The sequence below is a fragment of the Salicola sp. AFF1 genome (assembly GCF_056783195.1).
On the sequence record NZ_JBXAYL010000003.1, the window covers coordinates 156,564 to 177,504 of the forward strand.

A 20,941-nucleotide genomic window follows, 5' to 3' on the forward strand; every position below is an offset into this window, starting at 1 on the left:
AAACACTCCGTTTATGAATTGACGTTTTGGAGATCCCGGGATCAGGTTTTCAGGGGCGCACCAGGAAGATGGACGCGTCCGTCTCCTTGGCCACCTTGCCCCCATTCGCGGGCATGATCGCGTCGAGCTTGCGCGGCAGGTGAGTCGCCATCACGATGAGATCGGCCCCCACGTCCTTCACTGCCTGCAACAGTCGGTCATCCAGCTCCACTGCGGGATCGGCGGAGACAATGACCTCCGTCGACACGGGCCTGCCGTGCTGCTGGGCCTGCTGTTGCGCAAAGCTTTCCAGCTTCTCTTCATATTCCTCCGGACTGTGGGCTACCGTGCCCGGGGAGGAATGAGTGACGCTGACATAACAGATTTCCGTCTCGTAGTGTTGCCCGAGATCGCCGGCCACGGTCAGCGCTCCCTTGAGCGCCTCCACGTGGGCCAAGTCCACGGGAACCATGATTTTCCGATACATCGGTCTTGCTCCTTCCTTAGCTCGTGAAAGAGATTTAATGCTGCGCAAGTGAGGCTACTAGGTTGCGCCCTTTAATGCTACCCGGGGCTGGTCTCTGGCCCATCAGCGTTGTGGCAGTGCGTGCTGGGTCACTGCGGCAACGACGGATGCCCCTCTCCGGAACCCCTGTTATAGTCAAGACATACCATGGCAACCGGCACAACAGGGGATACGGCATGATTGAATCACCACTGCTCGAGCGCGCGGAAGGCTACATTGGAGGCCAGTGGGTTGGAAAGGGCAGCGGCGGCACGCTGGAGGTCACCAACCCGGCCACTGGCGAGACCCTGGCCCAGGTTCCGGCCCTGGGGGCGGCAGAGACCGAGGAAGCTGTCACTGCTGCCTCCCGCGCCCTGAACCTTCAGGAGCCGGCCTCCCTGCAACAGCGCCGGGGCTGGCTTGAGGGCGTGCGGGATGCCCTCAAGGCGGAGCGCGAGGAAATCGGTCGCATTCTCTGTCTGGAGCATGGCAAGCCGCTGAAGGAAGCCGTTGGGGAGGTGGACTATGCGGCGGGTTTCTTCAACCATTGCGCCCGCTATATTGAGCACCTTGCGCCCCATACCATCCCGGAAACCCCCAAGGACTGCACCTGGACCGTTCATTATCGCCCCATCGGGGTGGCGGGACTGATCACGCCCTGGAACTTCCCGATTGGCATGATCGCCAAAAAGCTCTCCGCGGCACTGGCCGGTGGCTGCCCGAGCGTGATCAAGCCGGCCGAGGACACGCCGCTGACCATGATCGCCGCTTTCCGGGCGATCCATGATCGCAATGTGCTTCCCAAAGGCATGATCAACCTGGTGATGGGGCCGCCGAAACCCATTGGTGATGCGTTGTGCCAACATCCGGAGGTGACCATGATCAGCTTTACCGGCTCCACCGGTGTTGGCCAGCACCTGATGCGCGAGTCTGCCGGCAGGGTTAAGAAACTGGCGCTGGAGCTGGGCGGCAACGCGCCTTTTATTGTGTTTGATGATGCGGATATTGAGAGTGCCATCACCCAGCTCATCGGCAACAAGTTCCGGGGCGGCGGCCAGACCTGCGTGTGCGCCAACCGCGTCTTTGTGCAGTCCGGTATTGCGGACACCTTTGCGGATCGTCTGGCTGAGAAGGTGGAAGCCCTGACGGTCGGCGATGGCATGCAGGAAGGCACCGACATCGGGCCGCTCATCAACCAGGCCGGCTTCGACAAGGTGCGCCGCCACGTGAAGGATGCGCTGGACAAGGGCGGCCAGCTCAAGGCCGGCCCGCACCCGGACACGCTCCCCGAATCCGGCAGTCTGTTCTATCCCCCCACCCTGGTGACGGACGTGACCTCGGCGATGCAGTGCTGTGATGAGGAAACCTTCGGGCCCTTTGTGCCCATGGTCACCTTTGACACCGAAGAGGAAGTGCTGGCTGCGGCCAATGATACGGACTATGGTCTCGCGTCCTACCTGTTCACCCAGGATCCAGCCCGGGCGCAGCGGGTGATTCCGGCCATGCGGTTCGGTCATGTGGGGTGGAACACCGGCACCGGCCCCACACCGGAAGCCCCCTTCGGCGGCATGAAGCAATCCGGAATTGGTCGCGAGGGGGGCCTGGAAGGGCTGTTCGAGTTTGTTGAGCCACAGACCGTCCCCAGGAGTGAGTGAGCATGACGGATGACGTGCTTGAGGGTGAACCGCTGGCGGGGCTCAGTATTGCGATTCCGGAGACCCGCCAGCTGGATGTACTGGCCCAGATGGTGGAGCGCCGGGGCGCCGAAACCTGGCGCTGCCCGCTGGTCTCGATCCTGGATACGCCGGATCAACAGGCCGTGCGCGCCTGGCTGGAACGCTTCAATACGGGCGGCATGGATGACCTGATCCTCCTCACGGGCGAGGGTCTGCGTCGCCTGGCCGCCGCGGCCGAGCGCGAGGGCTGCCATGCGGCGTTTGTGGCGGCGCTGGAGAATGTCCGGAAGGTCACCCGTGGGCCCAAACCGGTGAACGCCCTGCGGGAGCTGGGCCTGAAAAACGACCTGACGGCCTCTGAGGCCACCACGGAAGGGGTTATTGCGGTTCTTCAGGAGCAGGATCTGGGCGGGCGGAGCGTGGGCGTGCAGCTCTATGGCGAGGAGCCCAATCACCGCCTCCAGGACTTCCTGCGGGCTTCAGGCGCCCATGTGGACCCCGTCGCCCCCTATGTGTACGCCGATGAGAGCAACCGGGAAGCGGTCGCCCGCCTTGTTGAAGGGCTTACCGGAGGCAACCTGGATGCCATCGCCTTCACCAGCCAGGCCCAGGTCAAGCGGCTGATGAGCGTTGCCCAGGGCATGGCCCAACAGGATGAAGTGGTGCAGGCCCTGAAGCGGCTATTGGTGGTCTCCGTGGGGCCAGTGGTGACCGACCAGCTCGCCCAATACGGCCTTGAGCCTGATGTGATGCCGGAAGAGTCCTGGTTCATGAAGCCGATGGTGCGCGCCCTGATTGACCGGCTTGCTGCCTGAGCTGGGCAATCCCGCGCCGGTAAAGCAGCCATGCGGTCAGGCCGGCGGCGATGTTGCCGGCCATGGCGCCGGTGAATAGCCCGGTCAGGCCCCCGATCTGGCCACCGAGCCACAGCAGTGGTAGGAAGCAGGCGAACAGCCGCAGCACCGAGATGACCAGTGCCCGCATGGGCAGCCCCATGGCATTGCAGGCCGAGACCATCAGCATGCAGACGCCCAGTCCGCTCCAGCTCACCGGCAGTCGAAGCAGGAAGTCCCAGAGATGGGCCTGCACTGCCGGGTCACTGGCCAGCAGCGGGGCTACCCTGCCGGACAGCAACAGCCAGGCTGCGGCGATGCCCAGCTGCAGCAGGATCACGAACCGCACCGCCAGCCACACCAGCAGCGCGACCCGGTCAGGGCGCCCGGCGCCCACGTAACGCCCGATCATGGGCGGCATGGCCATGGTCAGCGCCAGCACCGCCACCAGCGAGAAGAACTCAAGCCGTGACCCCAGCCCCCAGGCCCCTACGGCGGCTTCCCCGAAGGTGGCCACGAACCCGGTCGCCAGCATCGCTGCAATGGGCGGCATCAACTGGCTCAGCATGGCTGGGCCGGCGGTGGCGCCAAGCTGTGCCAGTGCCGGCCTTATGGCCAGATCCGACAGGAGGAAGGTCAGCCACTGGCGCGCGAACAGCCGGGAATAGACCACCAGGATCCCTGTCCCGAAGGCCGCGACCGTGGCCCAGGCCGCCCCCGCAATGCCCCAGTTGAAGGTAAAGATGAACAGTGGGTCCAGGGCGACGTTGATCAGGCTGGTAACCACCATCATGGCGCCGGGGAGCTTGGTATCGCCGTGGGAGCGGCACAGGCTGTAACCGAAATAGAGCACCGCGCCCAGCCAGGCGGCGAGCAGCCAGGGTGCCCAGTAGACGTTGATCAGGGGTTGCAGCTCGGCACTGCCGCCGAGCATGGCCAGGATCAGGTGGCGGCTCAGCCAGATGGCCGCCGCCAGGACGGCAATCAGCAGCGCGCCGGAGAGCACCACGAGTCCGCCCAGGCGGCGTGCACGCACTGGATCATGGGCGCCAAGCACCCGGGAGATGACGGCGGTGGTGGCGATGCCGATGCCCACCTGGACGCCAATGATGAACATCTGCAGTGGCACGGTGAAACCGAGCGTGGCCAATGGTTTGACGCCAAGCTGGCCGATGAAGGCGCTGTCCACCAGCTGGTAGCTCATCAGCGCAAGCACACCGAACAGCATGGGCCAGGTGAGATGGAACAGTTCGCGGCCGGGACCTGCGCTGTCCACGGATGTATTGTTCATGGGTATGGCAATACCTCACACGGGCGCTGTGGAAGAACGCAATATGCTAGCGGAGATGGCGGGGTATTCACACAGGGATCAGGGAAGGTCCTTTCCGGGGCCTTCCCTGCGGTTGCCTTGACGCCGTCATTTGCGGCGGATGGCCGCCTTGAGGCTGCGCGTTTGAGCGGGGCGAGTCAGGGCTTCGAGCGTCATGTGCTCGTTATTGGGGCGATTAACCTCAGCCCGACGGGACGCTTCAACCGGCGCAGTACCACGGCGGCGAGTGGCGGATGGAATCAACCTGGTGCGCATGAATCGCCTCCTGTCTGGTTTCCGGTTGATGGTCATTGGCGTGTCATTCGACTGGGACAGAATGACGCTGTCTGATAAGGGCGCCAAACTGACTGTCCCCGACGACGTCCCTATCATGGCGTTTTGTTTCGTATTGGAAAATACGGAGACGTACCTAGCTAGCGACGTACTAACGGGATGCTGGTTTAATGCCCAATTAATTTTGCTTAACGGCGAATCCTGATATACGCTCTAAGCATACTCGCCCAAGTGAGTGCAGGAGCAGGCAAAATCCGGGGGCGGACAAGAAAAACGCAACCGGGAAGTTGACCAAGAAACCAGTAGAGGATATTGATGATGAAGAAGAAAATTCTGGCCCTGGCGGTTAGCGGCGGTCTCGCGGCTGCACCGATGGGAGCCATGGCAAAACCGGAAGTTTACGGCATTGTGGACATTGGTATCGAGCAGTTTTCCAACAGTGACGGCATTGCTGCCGAGATATTCCCGGGTGCCAAGTCAGTGGGCGGTAACAGCGATGAACGCGATTTCGCGCTGGTAAACGGCCTGCACTCGCGGCTCGGTGTGCGTGGCAACGAAGACCTGGATGTTGGTGGGTTGACAGCCTCCTACAACATTGAGCTTGGCATTGACGTGCTCAATGACGGCAGCAATGACACCTTTACCCGCCTTGGCTGGGCCGCGCTTGGCGGTGACTGGGGTAAGATCAAGGTCGGTTCACAGTGGCAGGCACTGTATGAATTCGGTGGCTGGAACACCCATCGTACGGACGTTCACGGCTATGGTACCTATTACCGTACTACCAGTTACCTGAGTAACTCCCAGCAATACGGGTTCCGCCAGGACAGTGCGATCAGTTATGAGTATGGCAGCGCCTGGGGCCATTCCGACCCCTTCGCCGCTCAGGTGACCCTTGGTGTGGGTGAAGGTACCGCCACTTCTGGCGCTGGTAATACTGTTCAGAATGAGGAAGGCATCACTTCCCTGCAGGCAGCATTCCAGTACAGCATGGCCAAACAGTTCAGTGTTAACGCGGTTTATGCTACGGAGTTCAATTCCTACCGGAGTAATATCAACTATTCGGGAGGAACGTCGGCAGCTGCTCTGAACCAGGAGCCGACGCTGATGAATGTGGGGGCGCGCTGGAGCGTGACGGATGCTCTGGAACTGGACGTCAACTACACCACGGTTGATCTGGACAATGCCGCTGACGACACGGTCGACAGCATCGCGGTTGCGTCCATGATGGACTTTGGCAATGGCTTGACCGGTCATCTCGGCTTCTCTCAAGCCTCTGATGACACGAATGCACCAGACATTGACCTGAACAGCTACGGCTACATCAAGCAGGCGCTGTCTGACCGCACCAACGTCCGCCTTGAGCTGGAAAACATCCAGTACGATAACGCGGGTGATTCCAGCGTTACGGTGGCGCTGATTGGTATGCAGCACAACTTCTGATCACCCGGTCAGAATGCAGTGCGCTGAAACGGCACCCTTCGGGTGCCGTTTTTGGTTGCAGTCCCGGTGGGCTTGGAATCCTCGTCAATCGTACCCATCTTCTGCGTAAACCCACCAACAGGAGTGCACCATGCCACAGCATTTCGACGACGCCCCGGGGCTGTGCCACGAGCCGGATGCCGAGACACAGCAGTATCGGCTCAACCACACCATGGTCCGCATCAAGGACCCGGAAAAGAGCCTGGATTTCTATACGCGGGCCCTGGGCATGCGCCTGATCCGCCGGCTGGACTTCGAGGATATGGCCTTCAGTCTTTACTTTCTGGGCTACCTTCCGGAGGGGGCGGAGTCCGAAGTGCCTTCCGATCCCAGCGAGCGCACCACCTATAACTTCGGGCGCGAGGCGCTGCTGGAACTCACCCATAACTGGGGAGATGAGAACGACCCGGAGAAGCAGTTCCACAACGGGAACGACGAGCCCAAGGGCTATGGGCACATTGGGGTCTCGGTACCGGATGTGGACCGCGCCTGCGAGCGCATGGAGCAGCTGGGCGTGGCCTTCCAGAAGCGGCCCAATGACGGCAGCATGAAAGGCATTGCCTTCGTGAAGGACCCGGATGGTTACTGGGTGGAGCTTTTCCAGCCGGATTCGCTGGCGAAGATGGGCCGCGCCTGAACCCCGTCAGCCGGCCTGGTGCAGGCTGGTTTCCGGGAGTCCCGGTAGCGGAAAGAGGATCCGGTTGAGCGTTCTCACCGCGTCCACGTAGTCCGCGAATTCATCCAGCTGCCCCCCGGCTTCATGCCGGAGGGCATAGGTTTCCAGCCCCGGCTTGCCCTGGCCGTCCGTTTCAGTGATGCGGACGATGCTGTAGCCCTGGATGCGTTCCAGTGTTTCCTCGTTGACCGCCATACCGACCTCGTGCTGATCGCGACAACCCTTTGTTCATCCATTCTGGCGCGGGTTACTGCCTGCTTATACGGTGCTTTCGTTACCAGAATGTGTCCGTGTGTCACAGCCGTTCTACTACGAAGGTTGAATACCCGAACCCAGGGGTTCCCGTTAATCTTTGCGCGGTGCCGGGAAATTACCCGTCAACATCTGTTACCATGCGGCACCGTGTCGCCCAAAAGGCTGAGGTAGTGTGTTCATGACGACCACCACGGATGTCGTCCTCGTAGGCGGGGGCGTAATGAGTGCCACTCTCGGGGTGATCCTCCGGGAGCTTGATCCTTCCCTGAATATCACGCTGGTCGAGCGCCTCGACCATGTTGCCAACGAAAGTACTGACGGCTGGAACAACGCGGGAACCGGCCATGCCGGCTACTGTGAGCTGAACTACACGCCCGAGGATGAGCAGGGCAATATCAGTATTGACCGTGCCCTGGATATTAATGCGGCCTTTGAGGTTTCGCTCCAGCTGTGGTCCTACCTGGTGAGCAAGGGGGAGCTGAATCCCGAGGAGTTCATCCATACCACGCCCCATTGCAGCTTCGTATGGGGCAAGGATCATGTGAATTTCCTGCGCAAGCGCCATGAACTGATGAGCGCCCACCATCTGTTCCAGGAGATGGAATTCTCCGAGGACCCACGGGTCGTCGAAAAGTGGATGCCGCTGATCACTGACGGCCGCGATCCCATGGAGCCAGTGGCCGCCACTCGGGTGGGCCATGGCGCGGACGTGGATTTCGGCTCGCTGACCCGGGCGCTGGTCCGCTATCTGCAGAGCAAGCCCAACTTCGAGCTCCTGCTCAATAACCCGGTCACCGCCATGCATCAGGAAGACGATGGCAGTTGGCGGGTGGCCTGCCGGGATCGCAACACTGGCGCCAGCCGGCGCCTGGAGGCGGATTTCGTGTTCATCGGCGCCGGTGGTGGCGCCCTGCCGCTGCTCCAGAAATCCGGCATCAAGGAGAGTAAGGGCTATGGCGGATTTCCGGTCAGTGGCCAGTGGCTGGTGTGTCGCAAGCCGGACGTTGTACACCGCCATGACGCCAAGGTTTACGGCAAGGCGCCGGTGGGCGCACCACCGATGTCCGTGCCGCACCTGGATACCCGCATCATCAACGGCGAGCCTGCCCTGTTGTTCGGACCCTTTGCCGGCTTTACCACCAAGTTCCAGAAGGAAGGCTCCTTCTTCGACCTGTTCTCGTCCCTGCGTGGCAGCAACTTCTCCTCGATGATGGGGGCGGGCATGAGCAATATGGACCTGACCCGCTACCTGATTGGTGAAGTCTTCCAGTCGCCGGAGGAACGGGTCGAGGCGCTGCGTAATTTCTATCCCCGCGCCCGCTTCGATGACTGGACGCTCCAGCATGCCGGCAAGCGCGTCCAGGTGATCAAGAAGGATGCCAATGGCCGCGGTGTGCTGCAGTTTGGCACCGAAGTGGTCGCGGCCAGTGATGGCACTCTTGCGGCCCTTCTGGGCGCCTCGCCCGGCGCCTCCACGGCCGCCAAGGCCATGATCGACGTGCTGGAGCGCTGCTTCCCGGGGCAGATGGCCGAGGATGGCGAGTGGACGCGCCGCCTGAAGGAGATGATTCCCTCCCATGGCCGGTCGCTGAAGGATGAGGCGGGGCTTCTCAACGAGGTTCGCCCCTATACCCTCAGTACCCTCAAGCTGAACGAGTAGCGGCGGGTGACTGTGGCGCCGGCGCTGGCCAGGCTGCTGGGCCAGGTGCCGGGAAGACACGGTCTGTACACTAGGGGATCATGACGAGCGATACGGTCACCAGAGCCAATGGGCCGGGCTGGCGTGAACACGCCGCCGCCATTGCGTCCGGCCTTCTCGGCGACTGGCTCCAGAGTCGGGCGCATCCGCTGGCGTTGCCGATGCAGGTGCGCTGGGGCGGGCGTTTTCTGGATACCAGCACCCCTGAGGTTCCGGGCGCCACGAGCACAGTGGTGCTCCTGGTCCATGGCCTGACGGAGCTGGAATCCGTCTGGCGTTATCGCGATGACCCCCGGCGCACCTACGCAACGGAACTGGCGAGCGAGCTGGACGCCACCCCGCTTTCCCTGCGCTACAACACCGGCCTAGCCATCCATCGCAACGGCGAACTTCTGGCCCAGGAGCTGGAGGCACTGGTGGCAAACTGGCCGGTGCCTGTGGCCAACCTGATTCTTGTTGGTCACAGCATGGGGGGGCTTGTGGTGCGTGCGGCCTGCCATCAGGGGCGCGAGCGTGGGGACCAGTGGTGCCACAGTGTTGGCAGCTGCGTGTACATTGGCTCTCCTCATGACGGCTCCTGGTTGGCGCGGGGTGCCCACTGGGCCGCCGAACGCCTGACGGCCATGCCACAGGATTACCTGCGGGTGGCCGGTGAGCTCATTGACCTGCGCAGTGAGGGAATACGGAACCTTTCCCGTGGAGAGGTGACGCCACCGGACGTACAGGCGCCGCCGTTGCTGCCAGGCGCGGCCCATTATGTGGTTTCCGGGCTGTTGGCGCGCAACCAGCCGCATCCGGTGAACGCGCTTTTCGGGGATGGCCTGGTGCAGGAGGGCAGCGCCCGGGGCGATGAGCGTTCCGGCTGGGCGTTGACAGGGGTCGCGAACTTTCCCGGGATCCACCATGTCCGGCTCGCCCATGAGCCCAAGGTGGCCCGGCAACTGACGGAGTGGCTGACATGACCACCGAACAAGCCCGAGCCAACGCGCGCTGGTGGTTTGGCGTGGCGGATCTGGCAGGCATCAGCGTGGCGGAGGCAGCGCTGGGTCTGGAACGCATCCATCTATCCATTGCCGACGAGACGTTCCGGATACTGGAAGCCATCCCCGTCGTGCGCCCGGTGAGCGTGCCGGTACGGCTGATGCACCACGGGATCAGCCGCCTCTCCTACCGGAGCGTGGCGTTTGCGGGGCGTGGTGTTAACGCGGTGGCCGGACTGGGGCTTCAGTCGCGCCCCTGACGCACCAGGGTCTCCAGGTCCTCGCTGATCGCGTTGACGGACTGGTCCGAGCGGATCAGAAGCCGGGCCCGCCCCTGGCCGTCAAAGACATAGACCGCGCTGCTGTGTGAGACGTCGTAGTGGCCCTCATCATCCGGCTCACCATAGCCGAAGGTGGTGCGATAGCGTTTGGCCAGGGCGCGAAGGGTTGCCTCGTCCGAGGTCAGGCCGACGATGTTGTCCCCGAAAAAATCCACGAACTGGCCGATGCGCTGCGGCGTATCCCGCTTTGGATCCACGCTCACGAACAATAGTGTCACCTCATCCCGCATGCCTTCCGGCATCTGGTTCACCGCGTTCTGTAGCCGTGCCATGGTTGCCGGACAGATGTCCGGGCAATGGGTGAAGCCGAAAAACAGCAACCGGATCTGGCCGGCCCTGTCTTCAGGAGTGAAGGGCTTGCCGTCGGTGGCCGTGAGCTTGAACTCGAGCTCCGGCATCAGGCCCCGGATGTTCTTGGCGTGCCAGTCCGGGCCGCTGCTGCCGCAACCGGCAAGCATCAGGAGTATGCCCAGAACGCTCAGGGTCCGGAGGGTCTGGTTCATGCGTGGGCCTCCCCGGCTTCGTCCGTCTTCAGTGTCTGTCCGGTGTTACGGTCATCGCGCATCATGCGGCCGATGACGATCAGGATGGCGATACCGCTCATCATCGCTGGCGGTATCCAGGTCAGGATCCCGCCCAGCATCTGGTCGGTTTCCGGCGCCATGGGCCATGCCCGGCCGCAGACCTCGTAAACGTCGTAGATCATGTCCCGCGAGAACAGGATCCAGGCCCCGATGGCACTCTGGGGAGGAATGACCAGTACCAGCAGGATGATGCGCTTGCCATAGCCCAGGACCCTTTCGGCGTGGGGAGAGCGTGGGTCCAGGACCAGCCACCAGAACAGCAGCCCGTCCAGCAGCATGGACCAGTTCATCACCCAATACAGGGGACGGCTGAGCATGGCATCAAAATGCAGCTCCGGTGTGAGCCATAGATAGATCAGCCCCACGAACAGTGTGGCGGCGATCAAAGGCTGCTGCAGAACGCGGTAAGCCTGCTTCACCGGCCACAGCACGGGATCAAGCCAGCCGGGAAGCTGGCGGGCCCAGAAGCGCATGATCGGCAGCGGGTTGGACAGCACCACCAGCAGCGGGCCCAGGTGATGCAGCACCAGGTGCTGGCCGCGATGGATGAAGAACATGTACTGGGAATAGTAGTCGAAGCGGGTGTGCATCACGGCGTAGCACAGCAGCAGCCCCAGCAGGAAGGTAAAGATCCGGAGGGCCCCGGGGCGTTTTGTTGCCGGCAGCGCACAGAGCCCCTGCAGATACATCGTCAGCACCACCACAAACGCGATCAGCGTCAGCGGGGAAAAGTCGTAGGGTAGGAGGTACTCGTACCAGCTCATCAGGCCACCGGATGGAGACGTGTTACGGACCGCAATGGTAGCGAATCGGCCGTGGTATTGCACCGGGCAGAGGGTTGAAAAGCGCTGATCCAGAGCTGGCCGGCCAGGGTGTTGCGCCGCTACACTGAAGCCGGCGGGTGGCTTGATCCAGGCCACCCGGATTCCATCCATCCGTCAGGGACCCCACCGATGACTGAACCCGATACCGCATTCGACAAGACCTGGCCGATGATCGTCTATGTGCTCTACCTGGCCAGCCTGATCGCCGGTGTGACTGCGATTGTTGGTGTGATCATGGCCTATGTGAACGCCTCAGTGGACGATGAACGCCTACGGACCCATTACCGCTTCCAGATCCGTACGTTCTGGATCGGGCTGCTTTATACCGTCATTTCCATCATCACCATGCCCATCGTGATCGGCTGGCTGGTCCTGATCTGGGCCGTGGTCTGGTTCGTCATCCGTTGTGTTAAGGGCATGGTGGCGTTGAACGAAGGGCGGGCCCACCCCAACCCCGCCAGCTGGCTCTTTGGCTGAGGGGTCAGTAGGACAGGGCCTGGAAGTACAGGTGCGCGCTCTTCTTGCTAAACTGCAGGCTCCGGCCGGAGTGGAACCGGACCTCGAAGGCGGTGTCGGTGGCCTGTATCACGTGGCCGGGGCCGTAGAGCACATGGTCCACTTCCCGGGCTTCCCAGATGGGGCGGGCCGGGGCTGTGCTGGTTTCCCGGGTGTCCTCCGGTGAGGGCGCATCCAGTGCCACGTTGTGCAGCTGCGCATAGCGCCGGGCCACACGGCTGGTGGGAGCGGTCAGGGCCACGGTCCCCGTACTCCCTGTTGACAGCGCCTCGCCCAGCTCGCGGCTCAGCCCGACGGCGCATTCCGCCACGAAGCGGCTGGGCAGGCGTTCCGGGTCCGAGCCGTCCGTGGTCAGCAGGTGCAGGTGCTCCCTGGTGCGCGTGATGCCCACATAGAGCAGGCGCCGTTCGCTCTCCAGAAGGGCGTCCAGGTCCGCGCTGCCGCGGGCGGTGTAAGGGAAGGTTTTTTCCTGCAGGCCGGGGATCACCACCACTGGCCATTCGAGCCCTTTGGTGCGATGGATGGTGGCCAGGTGCACGCCCGCCTGCTGGTTGGAGCCGGCCCGCGCCTTGAGATCCCGCAGGTGGCGCAGGGCGGTGGCGGCGTCCAGGTTCAGGGTGGCGAGGTAACGTTGGAGCCCGGCCACGATCCCGATGCGTTCATCCGCCTGCTCATGGCTCAGCGCCAGGCTGCGGATGCCCTCGAACAGTTCGGTTTCGCTGGCATAGGCCTCCAGGACCCGGTGGGCCGGCTGGCGGCTGCTTTCCAGCGCTGCCAGCGCTTCGCCCAGCTTGCGCATCTTGCGCGCGGGCAACGGTTTCCAGTCACTGGTATCCAGCTGTTGCAGCACCTGGCCCCAGTCCCGGGTGAAGGCGGCAAGCTGGTCGGCCATGGCGTTGAGCTCCTGCTCCTTCAGCCCGCAGTGGGGGAAGCGCAGCAGGTTCTGGAAGCACTGGCGCCGCTGTGCCCGGGCCGCGTCCCCCGGCTCCCGGTGTTCGCCCCCAGCCAGTGCCAGCAGATCCATCAGTGCCGCCACCTCACGGGTGAAAAGCGCCCCCTTGTGGGCGTCGATGCGGTAGGGAACGCCCCGGGCCAGCAGCCGCAGCTCAATGGGCACGCTCTGGCTCCAGACCCGTACCAGTACGGCCATGGATTCCAGGGGGTCCCCGGCCTCCTGGCGCTGCTCGGCCAGGCGCACCACCGCATCCGCATCCTCGCGCACCTCTTCCCGCTCCACGGTTGTATCCGGCGTGCCGGGGTGGGAATGGCAGAGTACGTCCTTGCGGTCATGGTTGTGGGCGATCAGGTGGTTGGCCAGCAGGGCCACCCGGTGCCCGTACCGGAAGCTGTACGAGAGGTTCAGCTCCACCGGCTCCGGGAATTCCTCGCGGAACCGGGAAAGGATGAAATCCGGCCGGGCACCGCGGAACTCGTAAATGGTCTGGTCCGGATCGCCGACCACGGTAACGCGGGCGCGGTCACCGGCCACCACCTTCAACAGCAGGTGCTGGATCTCGTTGGTGTCCTGGTATTCGTCCACCAGAACCATGTCCATCTTGTTGCTGACCAGCTCGCGCAGTTCCGGATGCTGGTGCATGGCCAGAACCGGTTCATAGAGCATGTCCGCGAAGGTGATGCGGTGATGCGCCTTCCGCCAGTTTTCAAAGGCATGGTAGAGGTCCAGAAGGTAACGGTGCTTGGGCTCAAAGCCGAGGGCGTCGAACACGGTTTCCGCGCTGTCCAGGGTGGTCTTGACCCGGTCGATGAAGTTGGTGGCTGTTTCCACGAATTCCTTTTTGTTGCGCCTGACCTCGTCCTGAAGGTCTTCGGGGGCAAAGCGCAGGGTCAGCTGCCAGGCTTGGTAGTTCACCTCCTGTTCGCTCAGAACCTCGCCCTGCCAAGGGGAGAGATAGCCCTCGCGCACAAAACGGCGGTACAGGCGCAGGCCCATGGCATGATAGGTTCGGATCTCGGGCAGATGGAGCTGTGTTCCGGCGGTGATGGCCTGAAGCTTGGCCTGAAAGTCCGCCCGGGCGCTGCGGTTGAACATCAGGATCAGGATGCGCGCCGGATCATGGCCCTGTTCCAGCAGGTAACGGATGCGCCAGGCGAGCGTGGTGGTCTTGCCGCTGCCGGCCACAGCCGTGATCACGCAATGCTGGTTATCGAGGGTGACGACCCTGTTCTGTTCGTCCGTCAGTGACATCATCTGGGGGACCTTCAGGCGGCGGCGTCCATTATAACGGCACCAGAGGTAATGAGGGTAATGGTATGAGTGAACCGGAAAGCATCCAGCGCAATGTGATGGGTGAGCCGCTGAAGGCGTGCGGCTATGACCCCATGACCGGCTTCTACCGGGATGGCTGCTGTCATGTGGGGCCGGAGGACCAGGGGGTGCACGCCGTCTGCAGTGAGGTGACCGAGGCTTTCCTGGAATTCTCCAGTGCCCGCGGTAACGACCTGACCACGCCCATGCCGGCCTTCGGCTTCCAGGGGCTCAAGCCCGGGGACCGCTGGTGCCTGTGCGCGGCGCGCTGGAAGGAGGCCTACGAGGCCGGCTGCGCGCCCCGCCTGGTGCTCCAGGCCACCCATGAGGCCATGCTTGAGTACGTGGACTTTGCCACCCTCAAGGCGTACGCGGTGGACCTGAACTGAGCATGGAACAGGCACTCGAGGCGTGGTTGCAAGCCGCCCTGCCAGTGCTCCGGGCGCGGCGGCACCGGGGCGTACTGGTGCTGGCGGGACCCGCGGACTGGGGCCGTGCTCTTGCGGCGGAGCTCGCGCCACGCCTGGCGGGGGAAGGCCTCTGGGTGGGTGATACGGCGCCGGCTCCGGGCCTGGCCCAGTGTAGCGGCGCCCAGGCACGCCAGTGGCTGGGCCGGAACCTGTCGCGGGTGGTCTGGGACAGTCATGCCGGCACCCACCCGGCCGGGCTGGGCGCCATCAGTGGCGCGCTGGTCGGCGGTGGCCTGTTGATCTGGCTGGTTCCGCCACTGGCCAGCTGGCCGGAAGGTCCGGACCCGGACTATGAACGCTTGCGCCACCATGCGCCCCCGTACCGGTTCCTGGCGCGGATGGCGCGGCTGCTCGGCCAGGCGGCGGCGCTGCCGCCCCATGCGCTGGTTACCCCCTCCCAGGCCTGGCTGCGGGAACCAGAGCCACCCCCTGTGCCGCGTCAGGGGCCGGAGGGACCGACGGAGGACCAGCAATGCGCCATTGAGGCCGTTATTACAATCGCCGGGGCAGAGGCGCCCGCGCCCGTGGTGCTGCGAGCGGATCGTGGGCGCGGTAAATCCGCTGCCCTGGGCATGGCGGCAACGCGGCTGGTCCGGGCGCAAGGGTGGCGCGTTGGCGTAACGGCGGCGCGTCCGTCGGGGCTCGACAGCTTCTGGGCGTTTGTCGCCGAGGATTGCCGCGATGACATTATCTTCCAGGCCCCGGATGAACTGCTTCGGGCCCCTCCGGATGTGGACCTGCTGATGGTGGATGAGGCGGCCATGCTGCCGGTGCCGATGCTTACGGCCATGACCACGCGTTGGCCGGCTTCAGTGCTGGCGACTACCGTCCATGGCTACGAAGGCACGGGCCGGGGTTTTGACCTGCGTTTCCGCGGCGTTCTGGCGCGTCATCACCCGGGGTGGCAGCAGGTGGTACTGGACGACCCCATCCGCTGGGCCTGTGATGATCCGCTGGAAAGCCTGATGAACCGGTTGCTGTGCCTGGACGCGGACCTGCCGACCAGCCCCGATGCTGAGGCGCCGATCACCCTCCGGGTCATTCCGCAGGACGAGCTTCTCAACGATGATGATCGACTCAAGGCCTTGATGGGCCTGTTGGTCAGCGCCCATTACCAGACCTCGCCGGATGATCTGCGCCAGCTCCTGGATGACCCGGATACGGTCATTGTGGCCGCTCTGCAGGGGGCGGAGCCGGTGGGCGTGGCCTGGGGCCTGTGCGAAGGCGGCCTGGATGCGGCGCTGGCGCGCTCGGTGTGGCTGGGGGAGCGTCGGCCCCGGGGGAACCTGGTTGCCCAGGCACTGGCGTTCCAGGGGGGTGATCCGGAGGCTGCCCAACGGCGTTACCTGCGCGTGACCCGGATTGCCGTGCACCCGGCGTATCGTCGGCAGGGGCTGGGGTTGCGCCTGCTGCAGTCGATGGAACAGCTGGCCCGCTCTGGTGGGATGGATGTGCTGGCAGTCAGCTTCGGGGCCACGCCGGAACTGCTGGCGTTCTGGCGCCAGGCAGGGTTCCGGTTCCTGCGCCTGGGAACCAGGCGTGATGCGGCAAGCGGAACCCACACCGCTATGCTGGGCAAACCGCTGACGAGTGCGGGAGCGGCAGTGTGCCAGGCCCAGGCGGATCGGTTCGCCGTGCACTGGCCCTGGCTGCGCCCGGTGATGGTGGGCCTGGAGGCCGAAGTGCGGGAGGCCGTTGAGGTGATGATGCCGGAGGCCCTGACCGCTGGCGAAGGAGGCCTGGACGAGGCCGACCGGCGTGAAATCCAGGCGTTTGTAGAGGGCTTCCGGGAGCTGGCGGTTTCGCGGTTGCCCCTGGTGCGTCTGGCCGCCCGGGCGCCCGCCATGGGCCACCGTTGGAGCAGGGCTGACGCGCAGCTCTGGCAACGCGCGGTTACTGAGGGCTGGGATTGGGCTTCATTACGCCATGAAGGGCTTGTGGTGGGCTGGCGCCCCGGATTGAAGCAGCTGCGACAGCTGGCGGGAATGCTTGTTGAGGAATGGTCGGGCAATGGAGTGTGACCGCTTCGGTTTCATCCGCGAGGCGATCCGCGAACAATGGAGTCAAACCTTTTTCCCGGAGTGACCCATGCGTTCCCGCACCCTGAATCCACTGCCAGCCCTTGTGCTGCTGGGCTTTCTGGCGCTTGCTGGCTGCGGCAGTTCCCCTGGGCCTGACCGCACCGAAACCCGGACGGATGCCAGTACGGCGTTGATGGAAGCCGCTGCCGAAGGCAACCAGAGCCGCCTGGAAACACTGGTGGCGGAGGGCGGAAAGGTCAACGCCATGGGGCCGAAGGGCACGGCACTCTACCAGGCCGCCAGCGCTGGCCATGAAGAAGCGGTCTGGTATCTGCTGCGCCAGGGAGCGGACCCGGAGCGTGGCCTGGAAGGCGGGATTACGCCGCTGATGGCGGCTGCCGCTGCCGGTGAGCGCCGGATCGTGGACATGCTGATCCGCGCCGGCGCTGATGTGAACGCACGCAGTGAGGCCGGGGAAACGCCGTTGACCTACGCCGTGCTGAACAGCCACCTGGGAACCACAAACCGGTTACTGCGTGCCGGGGCGAACGTGGACACGGTCAACGAACAGGGGCAATCCCTGCTGATGCGGGCGGTCGCCCGCAATGACCTGCTGCTTGCGGGGGTGATCGTGGATGCCGGAGCGGACGTGCACTACGAGTCACCCAAGGGCCGTACCGCGCTGGATGTGGCGCGGGACAACGGCAATCGCGACCTGGTCATGATGCTCAATAACGCCGGGGGCAACTGAGCCCGGCGGCTACAGGTCCCGCAGCGGGTGCTCCCCCTCCGGCCAGGGGGATGTGAAGTGGGAGCGGATCCAGCCCGTCGGCACGCTGGCCACGTCTTTATGCGTCCAGCGCGGGGCATGATCCTTGTCGATCAGCCTCGCCCGGACACCCTCCACGAAATCGCGATGCCGGGCGCAGTGCACTGCGACCATCAGTTCCATCATGAAGATATCGCGCAGGCTCTGCTGCAGGCCGCGGTGAAGCTGTTCGAACACAATGTGGGCGGATACCGGGCAGCCGTCACGCAGGTTCTTCTGAGCGGCCTGGAACCAGTCGGACTCCGCCTCGGTGTTGAGGATGGCGTTAACCACTGCAACCACATCGCGGCCCCGGCAGACCCGGCTGATGAACTGCTCGTGATGCGCCAGGTTCGAATCTGAAAGGTCCAGCTGGTACTGGCCGGCAAAGCCCTGAAGGATCTCCAGCAGGTGGCGGTCATTGGTTTCCGGGGAGCGGGTCCAGGCCTGGTCCCGCAGGTATCCCATCATCTCTTCGAACCCACCATTGGGCACACCATAGTCGGCCAGATCCACGCGCAACGCGTCCGCCAGGTTCAGGGTGGCGCCGGTCAGGCCCATGAACATGCCGATGCTGCCCGGCAGGCGGTTGAGGAAGCGGCTGGCGCCAACATCCGGGAAAAAGCCAATGCTGATCTCGGGCATGGCCATGGTCAGGTCCGGTGTGACCAGGCGATAGCGGGAGGCGTTCATCATGCCCAGGCCACCACCCATCACGACACCCTGCCCCCAGCACACCACGGGTTTGGGGTGGGTGGCGATGGTGTAGTCCATGCGGTATTCCTCGGCGAAGAACCGCTCACCGTCGTTACCAGGGCGGCCGTTGGCATCCTTGATGGCATCGTGCACCGAGCGCACATCCCCACCGGCGCAGAAGGCCTTGTCGCCGGTACCGCAGAGCACGATCACGCACACCTCGTCATCCTCGGCCCAGGCATCGAGCTGCTGCTGGATGGCTTGGATCATTGGCAGGGTGAGGACGTTGAACTTGCGCGGATTGTTGAGGGTAATAAGCCCGAGCGCGCCCTCCCGGCATGGCTGCTTCTCGAAGAGGACGGTGTCTTCCGCCTGGTTCTGCGCTGTATCGGCGCCCATGGGCATGCCTCCTGTAACCGTGCTCGCCGTTGACTACGGGCTCTTATCCTACCGGAATTGCGCCGGGGGACCAATCGAGCGGTGCATGGGCGTCACCAGCCGTTATAATGCGGCGTTGGAGACTATGGGAGGTATGCATGCGGAGTGTCCTGGCGGTTGTAGCGGCGGTCGCGTTGACCCTGGTATTTTTCTTTGTAGGGCAGGCACCGGCTGGCGATCCGGAGGCCGGCGAGGTCCTGGCCGGCAGTTGCGCCTCCTGCCATGGCAGTGACGGCATTGCAGCGGTGGACCGCTATCCTTCCCTTGCCGGCCAGAACGAGGGCTACCTGTTCAAGGCGCTCAAGGCGTACCAGAACGGCGACCGGCGCGGCGGCCAGGCAACGGTGATGCACGGGCAGGTCTCGGGCCTTTCCGAGCAAAAGCTGCGGGATCTGGCGGCGTACTATGCGGCCATGCCTCGTACGGGTGGTGAGGATTAGCATAATGTAAGTGTGAGAGAGATGAGTGGCGTGATTTGGTTATTGGCAACACGGTTGTATAACCAGTATACTATTTTGCGACCAATTGGGGCGGGACGCCCCTGAATCCAGCGAATAGGGAGATTCCAAGATGCCTACCCCCCTTCTCAAGAATCGCGTTCATACCGCAAAGCAACAGGCTCGCAAAGAACGAATCCGTAAAGAATTGAGCTCTGATTTCCGTGACCCGGGAAATCAGAGGAACGTTGATGTCTTTGTGCTTTCGTCTGAAGAGGTTATCGAACTGTGGATTGCAAAGCAGCGTCGAAAAGGAAATAGTGATGACGAGATCAACCGTCGATATAGCGAGCTTTCGGGCAATGAAACCTTCCAGCTCATCAAGGCACACGCCTCCAATGCCGTAGCCCTGGCTCGCGATACTGTCAGCCTTTCTATCCTAATGCGTGACTTTAAGCGTTCCGGCAATATTCTGGGCGAATACCGGACAACGATCAGGAATGGACGAAAATATATTATATTCAAGGGGAATCACAAGCTTCGAAGAGTGATAAGAGGAACTTTTTATTCGGCTCGAAGTCCTAAGATTATTAAGTTTGGGATTGGCCTGGATGGCGCTAGAAGTGTTGCTAAAAGCCATGTTTATGTGACGGTTGCTGTTTCTGTGACCTTGAATGGTTACGCCTGGGTTTTTGATCCGAGATTTGGTTGGGATAACTTCATTTTAAATGTATCTTCTGATTTGGTGAAAGCAGCTTTGACGGCTGTGGCGGGGTATCTGGCTTATATGGCTATGGTTCCTGTCTTTTCTACTGCGGTAATACCTATCGCAATAGGTGTTGTTGTAAGCATAGTGGCTGGTGTCGTAATGTCGCAAGTCGATAGGGAAGGAGAACTAACCGATTTGGTGATTGAATCGATGGTAGACACTTATGATGAGTGGTCTTCTGAGTTCCATAAAGAATACCGGAATGCCAAGAATGTAGCGAAAAAGACAAAAGAACGAGTGGAGCGTGAAATCGTCGATTTTTGCTACTACTTTGTTGATGAGTCTGGGGAGTGGGTTGTCGAAAAAGTTCAGGATCACGTTGAAGACGAGCTTCGTAGACTGGCACGACGTATTTTTGACTATCAGCCTCGTTTGGGTAGGTGAATGATAGTTTAGAGTGTAGCGTATAAGGGGTAAATGAAGGAGTTTAACGAAGGGGTGTCAGAAATTCGGTCTTTTTACGTTTTAAGGTTGTTGCTTGCAGCTCTGATTCTTGTGGTGATGAGCGTTATTTCTCTTTTTTATTTTAGGGATATGGTTGTCTCTGTTTTTCAGAGTGTTGAGGCTGATACCAGTATTTTTGTGTTTAATAAAATGACGACATCGTTGTTGTTTTGTGCGGTTTGTCTGGTTATTAGTCTGGTGTATATGATTGTTGAAAATTCTTGCCGGCTTTGGGTAGGGCGACTGCCCAGAGAGGGAAGTATCGTTAAGGGTGTTCTTAAGTGGTGTCAGTATGGAGTTGTTGGGGCTCTTATTGTTGCTGCGTTGGGGCCATTTATTTTTAATATATTTTGGAGTAACTATTTTTGGAATAATGGGTATTCGAGCTGTAGTAACATGGTTCTGGACCCGACCTCGGAAGTATTTAATTCCGTATGGGTAAAAAATAGGGAGTGGTGCGAAGACCCCAAAATCTCCATGATCCTCAGAAAAAAAGGAGATCAAGAGGTAGGGGTTGGCCAAGCCAATGACTATATTGAGAGGGTGTATGGTGGCCCTGCTGACACAGGCCCCAAGGCGCTAAATCCGCCGTTTAACCGCTCTTCCCCTAGTGGTTAAAGTTTCAAGATTAAGGCTTTGTTA

At 62.1% G+C, this 20,941-nt stretch carries 22 protein-coding genes; 14 read left to right on the forward strand and 8 right to left on the reverse strand.

From position 1 onward, the window contains the following. Nucleotides 1-49 precede the first annotated feature (49 nt). On the reverse strand, nt 50-466 hold the full coding sequence (locus AC1RQI_RS03405; RefSeq protein ID WP_416632856.1) for a universal stress protein: 417 nt from the start codon (nt 464-466) through the stop codon (nt 50-52). 215 nt (nt 467-681) lie between these two features. Here AC1RQI_RS03405 and AC1RQI_RS03410 point away from each other — a divergent pair, with 215 nt between their 5' ends. Together AC1RQI_RS03410 and AC1RQI_RS03415 are read left to right on the forward strand one after the other, a co-directional pair. Continuing rightward, nucleotides 682-2,139, forward strand: coding sequence for an NAD-dependent succinate-semialdehyde dehydrogenase (locus AC1RQI_RS03410; RefSeq protein ID WP_481903655.1), 1,458 nt, complete (start codon nt 682-684; stop codon nt 2,137-2,139). Between the two features lie 2 nt (nt 2,140-2,141). Continuing rightward, on the forward strand, nt 2,142-2,975 hold the full coding sequence (locus tag AC1RQI_RS03415; protein ID WP_416632854.1) for a uroporphyrinogen-III synthase: 834 nt from the start codon (nt 2,142-2,144) through the stop codon (nt 2,973-2,975). Here AC1RQI_RS03415 and AC1RQI_RS03420 read toward each other — a convergent pair. Continuing rightward, nucleotides 2,929-4,284, reverse strand: coding sequence for an MATE family efflux transporter (locus AC1RQI_RS03420; protein ID WP_481903656.1), 1,356 nt, complete (start codon nt 4,282-4,284; stop codon nt 2,929-2,931). The two genes, AC1RQI_RS03415 and AC1RQI_RS03420, sit on opposite strands and share 47 nt — an antisense overlap. Before the next feature lie 126 nt (nt 4,285-4,410). Next, nucleotides 4,411-4,578 carry a hypothetical protein gene (locus tag AC1RQI_RS03425; protein WP_416632852.1) on the reverse strand — a complete coding sequence of 56 codons (168 nt, stop codon included), beginning with the start codon at nt 4,576-4,578 and terminating at the stop codon, nt 4,411-4,413. A 333-nt stretch (nt 4,579-4,911) separates the two neighbouring features. On the opposite strand from AC1RQI_RS03425, the gene AC1RQI_RS03430 reads away from it, so the two are divergent. Beyond that, nucleotides 4,912-6,036 (forward strand): porin, encoded by a 1,125-nt coding sequence (locus AC1RQI_RS03430; RefSeq protein ID WP_416632851.1) that lies wholly within the window; start codon nt 4,912-4,914, stop codon nt 6,034-6,036. 130 nt (nt 6,037-6,166) lie between these two features. Next, entirely contained in the window at nt 6,167-6,712 is a 546-nt protein-coding gene (gloA, locus tag AC1RQI_RS03435) for a lactoylglutathione lyase (protein ID WP_416632850.1), read from the forward strand. Between the two features lie 6 nt (nt 6,713-6,718). On the opposite strand, the gene AC1RQI_RS03440 is transcribed toward gloA, so the two are convergent. Continuing rightward, nucleotides 6,719-6,946, reverse strand: coding sequence for a hypothetical protein (locus AC1RQI_RS03440; protein WP_416632849.1), 228 nt, complete (start codon nt 6,944-6,946; stop codon nt 6,719-6,721). 238 nt (nt 6,947-7,184) lie between these two features. Between AC1RQI_RS03440 and mqo the strand changes: the two genes are divergently transcribed. The 3 genes from mqo to AC1RQI_RS03455 all read left to right on the forward strand — a co-directional run bounded on the left by mqo (nt 7,185) and on the right by AC1RQI_RS03455 (nt 9,945). Continuing rightward, nucleotides 7,185-8,666 carry a malate dehydrogenase (quinone) gene (gene mqo, locus AC1RQI_RS03445; protein ID WP_416632848.1) on the forward strand — a complete coding sequence of 494 codons (1,482 nt, stop codon included), beginning with the start codon at nt 7,185-7,187 and terminating at the stop codon, nt 8,664-8,666. 80 nt (nt 8,667-8,746) lie between these two features. Then, a complete protein-coding gene (locus tag AC1RQI_RS03450; protein WP_481903657.1) occupies nt 8,747-9,667 on the forward strand; it encodes an esterase/lipase family protein in 921 nt (306 codons plus the stop codon). Next, complete coding sequence (locus AC1RQI_RS03455) at nt 9,664-9,945, forward strand: hypothetical protein (RefSeq protein ID WP_481903658.1); 282 nt, start codon at nt 9,664-9,666, stop codon at nt 9,943-9,945. Before AC1RQI_RS03450 ends, AC1RQI_RS03455 begins: the two co-directional genes overlap by 4 nt. Here AC1RQI_RS03455 and AC1RQI_RS03460 read toward each other — a convergent pair. Continuing rightward, the gene (locus AC1RQI_RS03460) at nt 9,930-10,529 is read right to left on the reverse strand and encodes an SCO family protein (protein ID WP_481903659.1); all 600 of its coding nucleotides are present in this window, start codon (nt 10,527-10,529) and stop codon (nt 9,930-9,932) included. The genes AC1RQI_RS03455 and AC1RQI_RS03460 overlap by 16 nt on opposite strands. Further along, nucleotides 10,526-11,545, reverse strand: coding sequence for a cytochrome c oxidase assembly protein (locus tag AC1RQI_RS03465; protein ID WP_481903660.1), 1,020 nt, complete (start codon nt 11,543-11,545; stop codon nt 10,526-10,528). Before AC1RQI_RS03465 ends, AC1RQI_RS03460 begins: the two co-directional genes overlap by 4 nt. Before the next feature lie 18 nt (nt 11,546-11,563). On the opposite strand from AC1RQI_RS03465, the gene AC1RQI_RS03470 reads away from it, so the two are divergent. Continuing rightward, complete coding sequence (locus AC1RQI_RS03470) at nt 11,564-11,911, forward strand: DUF4870 family protein (protein WP_416632843.1); 348 nt, start codon at nt 11,564-11,566, stop codon at nt 11,909-11,911. A gap of 4 nt (nt 11,912-11,915) precedes the next feature. Here AC1RQI_RS03470 and AC1RQI_RS03475 read toward each other — a convergent pair whose 3' ends face one another. Continuing rightward, complete coding sequence (locus AC1RQI_RS03475; protein WP_481903661.1) at nt 11,916-14,159, reverse strand: ATP-dependent helicase; 2,244 nt, start codon at nt 14,157-14,159, stop codon at nt 11,916-11,918. 62 nt (nt 14,160-14,221) lie between these two features. On the opposite strand from AC1RQI_RS03475, the gene AC1RQI_RS03480 reads away from it, so the two are divergent. The 3 genes from AC1RQI_RS03480 to AC1RQI_RS03490 all read left to right on the forward strand — a co-directional run bounded on the left by AC1RQI_RS03480 (nt 14,222) and on the right by AC1RQI_RS03490 (nt 17,458). Further along, nucleotides 14,222-14,605: a DUF2237 family protein gene (locus AC1RQI_RS03480; protein WP_416632841.1), complete on the forward strand. Its 384-nt coding sequence runs from the start codon at nt 14,222-14,224 to the stop codon at nt 14,603-14,605. Between the two features lie 2 nt (nt 14,606-14,607). Next, the gene (locus tag AC1RQI_RS03485; RefSeq protein WP_481903662.1) at nt 14,608-16,707 is read left to right on the forward strand and encodes a tRNA(Met) cytidine acetyltransferase TmcA; all 2,100 of its coding nucleotides are present in this window, start codon (nt 14,608-14,610) and stop codon (nt 16,705-16,707) included. Nucleotides 16,708-16,774: 67 nt separating this feature from the next. Continuing rightward, nucleotides 16,775-17,458 (forward strand): ankyrin repeat domain-containing protein, encoded by a 684-nt coding sequence (locus tag AC1RQI_RS03490; RefSeq protein WP_416632839.1) that lies wholly within the window; start codon nt 16,775-16,777, stop codon nt 17,456-17,458. 9 nt (nt 17,459-17,467) lie between these two features. Here the strand turns inward: AC1RQI_RS03490 and AC1RQI_RS03495 are convergent, their stop codons facing one another. Continuing rightward, nucleotides 17,468-18,610: an enoyl-CoA hydratase/isomerase family protein gene (locus AC1RQI_RS03495; protein WP_481903663.1), complete on the reverse strand. Its 1,143-nt coding sequence runs from the start codon at nt 18,608-18,610 to the stop codon at nt 17,468-17,470. A gap of 137 nt (nt 18,611-18,747) precedes the next feature. On the opposite strand from AC1RQI_RS03495, the gene AC1RQI_RS03500 reads away from it, so the two are divergent. The 3 genes from AC1RQI_RS03500 to AC1RQI_RS03510 all read left to right on the forward strand — a co-directional run bounded on the left by AC1RQI_RS03500 (nt 18,748) and on the right by AC1RQI_RS03510 (nt 20,917). Then, nucleotides 18,748-19,089 (forward strand): c-type cytochrome, encoded by a 342-nt coding sequence (locus AC1RQI_RS03500; protein ID WP_481903664.1) that lies wholly within the window; start codon nt 18,748-18,750, stop codon nt 19,087-19,089. Nucleotides 19,090-19,219: 130 nt separating this feature from the next. Continuing rightward, nucleotides 19,220-20,239: a hypothetical protein gene (locus tag AC1RQI_RS03505; RefSeq protein WP_481903665.1), complete on the forward strand. Its 1,020-nt coding sequence runs from the start codon at nt 19,220-19,222 to the stop codon at nt 20,237-20,239. 33 nt (nt 20,240-20,272) lie between these two features. Next, nucleotides 20,273-20,917, forward strand: coding sequence for a hypothetical protein (locus AC1RQI_RS03510; RefSeq protein WP_481903666.1), 645 nt, complete (start codon nt 20,273-20,275; stop codon nt 20,915-20,917). Nucleotides 20,918-20,941: the final 24 nt, after the last annotated feature.

Bases quoted from the DNA above. Each gene is read 5' to 3' on its own strand.
- AC1RQI_RS03405 (WP_416632856.1), bottom strand. From the start codon at position 466: ATGTATCGGAAAATCATGGTTCCCGTGGACTTGGCCCACGTGGAGGCG.
- AC1RQI_RS03410 (WP_481903655.1), top strand. From the start codon at position 682: ATGATTGAATCACCACTGCTCGAGCGCGCGGAAGGCTACATTGGAGGC.
- AC1RQI_RS03415 (WP_416632854.1), top strand. From the start codon at position 2,142: ATGACGGATGACGTGCTTGAGGGTGAACCGCTGGCGGGGCTCAGTATT.
- AC1RQI_RS03420 (WP_481903656.1), bottom strand. From the start codon at position 4,284: ATGAACAATACATCCGTGGACAGCGCAGGTCCCGGCCGCGAACTGTTC.
- AC1RQI_RS03425 (WP_416632852.1), bottom strand. From the start codon at position 4,578: ATGCGCACCAGGTTGATTCCATCCGCCACTCGCCGCCGTGGTACTGCG.
- AC1RQI_RS03430 (WP_416632851.1), top strand. From the start codon at position 4,912: ATGATGAAGAAGAAAATTCTGGCCCTGGCGGTTAGCGGCGGTCTCGCG.
- gloA (WP_416632850.1), top strand. From the start codon at position 6,167: ATGCCACAGCATTTCGACGACGCCCCGGGGCTGTGCCACGAGCCGGAT.
- AC1RQI_RS03440 (WP_416632849.1), bottom strand. From the start codon at position 6,946: ATGGCGGTCAACGAGGAAACACTGGAACGCATCCAGGGCTACAGCATC.
- mqo (WP_416632848.1), top strand. From the start codon at position 7,185: ATGACGACCACCACGGATGTCGTCCTCGTAGGCGGGGGCGTAATGAGT.
- AC1RQI_RS03450 (WP_481903657.1), top strand. From the start codon at position 8,747: ATGACGAGCGATACGGTCACCAGAGCCAATGGGCCGGGCTGGCGTGAA.
- AC1RQI_RS03455 (WP_481903658.1), top strand. From the start codon at position 9,664: ATGACCACCGAACAAGCCCGAGCCAACGCGCGCTGGTGGTTTGGCGTG.
- AC1RQI_RS03460 (WP_481903659.1), bottom strand. From the start codon at position 10,529: ATGAACCAGACCCTCCGGACCCTGAGCGTTCTGGGCATACTCCTGATG.
- AC1RQI_RS03465 (WP_481903660.1), bottom strand. From the start codon at position 11,545: ATGGATGGAATCCGGGTGGCCTGGATCAAGCCACCCGCCGGCTTCAGT.
- AC1RQI_RS03470 (WP_416632843.1), top strand. From the start codon at position 11,564: ATGACTGAACCCGATACCGCATTCGACAAGACCTGGCCGATGATCGTC.
- AC1RQI_RS03475 (WP_481903661.1), bottom strand. From the start codon at position 14,159: ATGATGTCACTGACGGACGAACAGAACAGGGTCGTCACCCTCGATAAC.
- AC1RQI_RS03480 (WP_416632841.1), top strand. From the start codon at position 14,222: ATGAGTGAACCGGAAAGCATCCAGCGCAATGTGATGGGTGAGCCGCTG.
- AC1RQI_RS03485 (WP_481903662.1), top strand. From the start codon at position 14,608: ATGGAACAGGCACTCGAGGCGTGGTTGCAAGCCGCCCTGCCAGTGCTC.
- AC1RQI_RS03490 (WP_416632839.1), top strand. From the start codon at position 16,775: ATGCGTTCCCGCACCCTGAATCCACTGCCAGCCCTTGTGCTGCTGGGC.
- AC1RQI_RS03495 (WP_481903663.1), bottom strand. From the start codon at position 18,610: ATGGGCGCCGATACAGCGCAGAACCAGGCGGAAGACACCGTCCTCTTC.
- AC1RQI_RS03500 (WP_481903664.1), top strand. From the start codon at position 18,748: ATGCGGAGTGTCCTGGCGGTTGTAGCGGCGGTCGCGTTGACCCTGGTA.
- AC1RQI_RS03505 (WP_481903665.1), top strand. From the start codon at position 19,220: ATGCCTACCCCCCTTCTCAAGAATCGCGTTCATACCGCAAAGCAACAG.
- AC1RQI_RS03510 (WP_481903666.1), top strand. From the start codon at position 20,273: ATGAAGGAGTTTAACGAAGGGGTGTCAGAAATTCGGTCTTTTTACGTT.